General features: G+C 66.3%; 3 protein-coding genes and 1 pseudogene. 1 reads left to right on the top strand and 3 read right to left on the bottom strand.

What is annotated here, in order from left to right:
- From ACE3UY_RS15095 to ACE3UY_RS15085, 3 genes and pseudogenes are all read right to left on the bottom strand, one after another.
- A pseudogene (locus tag ACE3UY_RS15095) lies at nt 1–344 on the bottom strand (DNA polymerase I); the annotation flags it as partial.
- A 192-nt stretch (nt 345–536) separates the two neighbouring features.
- Complete coding sequence (locus ACE3UY_RS15090; RefSeq protein WP_374688330.1) at nt 537–923, bottom strand: hypothetical protein; 387 nt, start codon at nt 921–923, stop codon at nt 537–539.
- A gap of 239 nt (nt 924–1,162) precedes the next feature.
- Nucleotides 1,163–3,127 carry an endonuclease/exonuclease/phosphatase family protein gene (locus ACE3UY_RS15085; RefSeq protein WP_374688329.1) on the bottom strand — a complete coding sequence of 655 codons (1,965 nt, stop codon included), beginning with the start codon at nt 3,125–3,127 and terminating at the stop codon, nt 1,163–1,165.
- Between the two features lie 88 nt (nt 3,128–3,215).
- Between ACE3UY_RS15085 and ACE3UY_RS15080 the strand changes: the two genes are divergently transcribed.
- Nucleotides 3,216–3,521, top strand: a 306-nt coding sequence (locus ACE3UY_RS15080) for a DNA alkylation repair protein (RefSeq protein WP_374688328.1), incomplete at its 3' end; no start/stop codon positions are given.

Below are 3,521 nucleotides of genomic sequence, written 5' to 3'. Positions count from 1 at the left end.
TCGTCGGCCTCGAACCCTTCCAGTTCCAGAATGGGAATATTGAGGGCGCGGACGACCTGCTTGATGCGGTTGATCTGCACGTCCAGTTCGTCGGGCATCTTCTCGCGCGTGCCCTTGTAGGCGTCGAACAGGTCATCGCGGAAGGTGGCGCCAAGGTCGAAGCTGACGGCCACGTACTTGGGCGGCGTCTCGCCCAGAATCAGCTCGAGCAGGGTCCGGGTGAAACCATAGGTGGCATTCGTCGGCTCACCCCCCTTGGTGGTGAAGGCTTCCAAGGGCAGGGCGAAGAACATGCGATAGGCCAGGGCGTGGCCGTCGATCAGCACCAGCGTATCCGTGGTCATAGATATTCCCTCTGAACGCGGACGGGGTTGTCCGCGGGCCGGTCGGCCCAGAGGGATAGTATAGCACATATGGGCGAATTTGAAACGCGCGGCAGGTTGTAGCGCGGGTTGGCAACCCGCCTCTTCGCACCCCCAAATCTGAGTAGGGGCAGACCTGCGTGTCTGACCCAGGGCGCACACACAGGTGCGCCCCTACACGAGACCGGCGGCGCGCAGAACGCCGAGCAGTTGCGAACCAAGCCGGCGCAAGGCGTTCAGCGGGGCATCTTCGGCGTCCACCAGCGTCAGGCGGTAGTCGCCGACCAGGGGGTACGTGAGGATCATGTGGCCGGCGGCGGCCAGCGGCAGGCGCATGAACTGGAGGCGGAGCGTCTGCCCCTTGTCGCGCCAGTATTCGGTCACGTAGACGGCGACATCGGCCGCCTCCATCTGGCGCAGCGCACCGCGATGGGCGATGACCTGCGGCCCGCGCGCGACGATGACGGTCTGGCTGACCGACAGAGGGGCGTGCTGCAACAAGCGACGCACCATTTCGGGGTCAATGTCGGTCTCGTGTAGGTCTATCGGTTCGCCGGCCACGCCATTTGCCTCGTATCGCTTTATAACGATGGTATACCAGCCACCTTAAGACGCGCCATATAGGAAGCGTAAAATCTCAGCAACCGCCGGTTCGTACTTGCCGTTTTAAGAGGAACACAGAGAGACACCGAGATCGCACAGAGTTCCACAGAGAGAAAAATCCCTCTTCCTCTGTGGAACTCTGTGTCTGCCCGCGGTGGAACTCTGTGTTCCTCTTAAAACGGCAATGAATTGCCTGACTACGAACGGGCGCGGCGAATCAGGATCAGCGCGCTCAGGACGAGCGCGCCGGCCAGGAAGCCCCATACCAAGCGGGACGGGCTGAGGCCGGGGCTATCACCGGCCGGAGCGGGGGTGGTGGGAGCCAGGGGGACAGTAGGTGATGGAGAAGGCAATGGGGTAGGCGTTGGCGGCAAGCTCGTGGGCGCGGGGGTTAACGACGGTTGGGGCACGGCCGTGGACGTAGACACGGGCGTCGGCGTGGCCGGCCAGCGGCCCAGGACGACGAGCGGCGCGTCGTGGTCGGTGGCGCGGAAGGCCGGATGAGTTGACGAGGCGTCCAGCCGCCAGCCGGCCGGGTAGTCGGTGTTGGCGTGGAGGATGGTCGCCAGGCCCACCTCGGACGCGAGGGCCGGCGACAGCAAGACGGCGTCAATCAGTTCGGCCACGCCGCCGAAGTTGTAGGTGTAGCGCTCGGCCGGAGGCATGGCGGCCAGGGCGCTGGCGAAGACCCCGTCCTGCGCTGGGTCGGTCAGCAAGGCCAGCGCCGGCGACAACTCCGTGTCGTTGAAGTCGCCCAGGGCGACGAGACGCGCGGCCGGGTCGGCGGCCAAGCGTTCCGCGGCCAGACCGTTCAGGTACACCGCCTGCTGGATGCGCTGGAGGTCGGTGTCGATCTCGCCGTCGCGCTTGGATTTGAAGTGGTTGACGTAGAGCGTGTAGGGCGCGCCATCGATGTCGGCCTCGATCTGGAGCGGCGGGCGGCCGAAGAGCGGATACTGGCCGGCCGGGCAGGCTGCGGCGGGGTCGGTCACGTCGGTCGGCGCGGCCGAGCAGGTCTGGCGCAGCGCCACGTCATTGAGCTGCACGCGCCGCGAGTCGCTCAGCAGGGCGTTGTCAATGCCGCGCGCGTCGGGGCTTTCGCGGTGGGTGACCTGGTAGGTGAAGCCGCACGGCCCGGCCAGCGCGCCGGCCAGGTCGAGCAGTAGCGCCTCGTGCTCGACCTCTTGCAGGGCGACGAGCGTCGGGCAGGCGAGCGATTGCGCGATGAGATGGACGAATTTGGCCTGGCGCGCCACCAATTCGTCGGCCGAGAGCACGACTTCACCCTCTTCGGCCGTGTCGCGCACGGTGTCGAAGTAGTCTTCGGCGTTGATGGTGACGATGCTGATCTGTTCGGGGGTAAGAGCCGGCGGGGACGCCGGCGATCCGAGGAGGGTGGGTTGGATCGCCAGTGGGTCGGCCGAGTCGAAGATGATCTTGAACTGGTCGAAGTTGTAGGTCAACACGCCGGCCAGGCCGCTCAGCCGGTCGCCCGTCTTGACCTGCGGGATGTCGGCGCAGTTGAGGTCGCTGGGATAGAGGACGGGCACGGCGCGGCCGGTGGGGTCGTCGTCGGCGCGGCGCAAGATGGGCAACTCAGCCGGCGCGCCGGCGACGGCGAAGCCGCACCCCTCGTGCGTCGGCCCGGCGACGGTGACCTCCCCCTCGTAGGCCACGCGCATCCCCTCCAGCGCCTCGAAATAGGTCGCCGCCTCGGCCAGGCCGGCTGGCGGATCGAGCGGGACGGACGCGGGCAGCGGGCCATCCTCCTCGCGCGCCAACGTCAGGCCGCGGTCGTCTATCTCGGTCAGGCCGTAGAACTCCGTCACCTTGCCGCCGACCGTCACGCGGTCGCCTAGAGCCACGTCCGGACGCGGCGCGCGGCCGAGGAAGACAGCGATGCCGTCGGAAGTGGCCGGGTCGCCGTCCGCCTCATCGGGTAGACTTTGCACGAACAGGGTGTAATAGACGTCGCCGCGGGTGTTCTGGTCTTCATAGCGACCCACCACGACGCCGCGAAAGTTGACGAAACGGTTGAGATAGGGAGAGTCGGCGGCGTTCCCCTGGATGGCGCCGATGGGCAAAACCGGGGCTTGCGCGGCGGCGACCAGGGTGCACGAGACGAGCGCGACAGCAACGATGAAGGCAGTTCTAAGGCGCATGGTGGCTCCGCTGGAAACAGGGGTGGACGCGAATTTTCAATCCTCAATCCACCATTGCATAATTGTCACTCAAACGGAGGAACTGGCAATGAGTCTAAGCTATGAAGAGATCATCAGCCGGCTGGAGGGGTTGCGCGACCCGGCGGCCGTAGCCGGGATGGCCCGCTACGGCATCGTCGCCCAGGAGGTGTACGGCGTCAAAATCCCCGTCTTGCGGACGATGGCGAAGGAGGCCGGCCGCGACCACGTCCTGGCCGCCCGCCTCTGGGCCTACCCCAGCCGGGAGACGCGCGTGCTGGCCAGCATGATCGACGAGTGGCGGCAGGTCGATGAGGCTCAGTTGGAGTCCTGGGTGGCCGACTTCGACAGTTGGGAGGTGTGCGATCAGGTTTGC

The organism is Promineifilum sp. (SeqCode), assembly GCF_041918635.1.
Lineage (GTDB): Bacteria > Chloroflexota > Anaerolineae > Promineifilales > Promineifilaceae > Promineifilum.
This window is presented reverse-complemented; position numbering and strand designations above follow the sequence as displayed.

Bases quoted from the DNA above. Each gene is read 5' to 3' on its own strand.
- ACE3UY_RS15085 (WP_374688329.1), bottom strand. From the start codon at position 3,127: ATGCGCCTTAGAACTGCCTTCATCGTTGCTGTCGCGCTCGTCTCGTGC.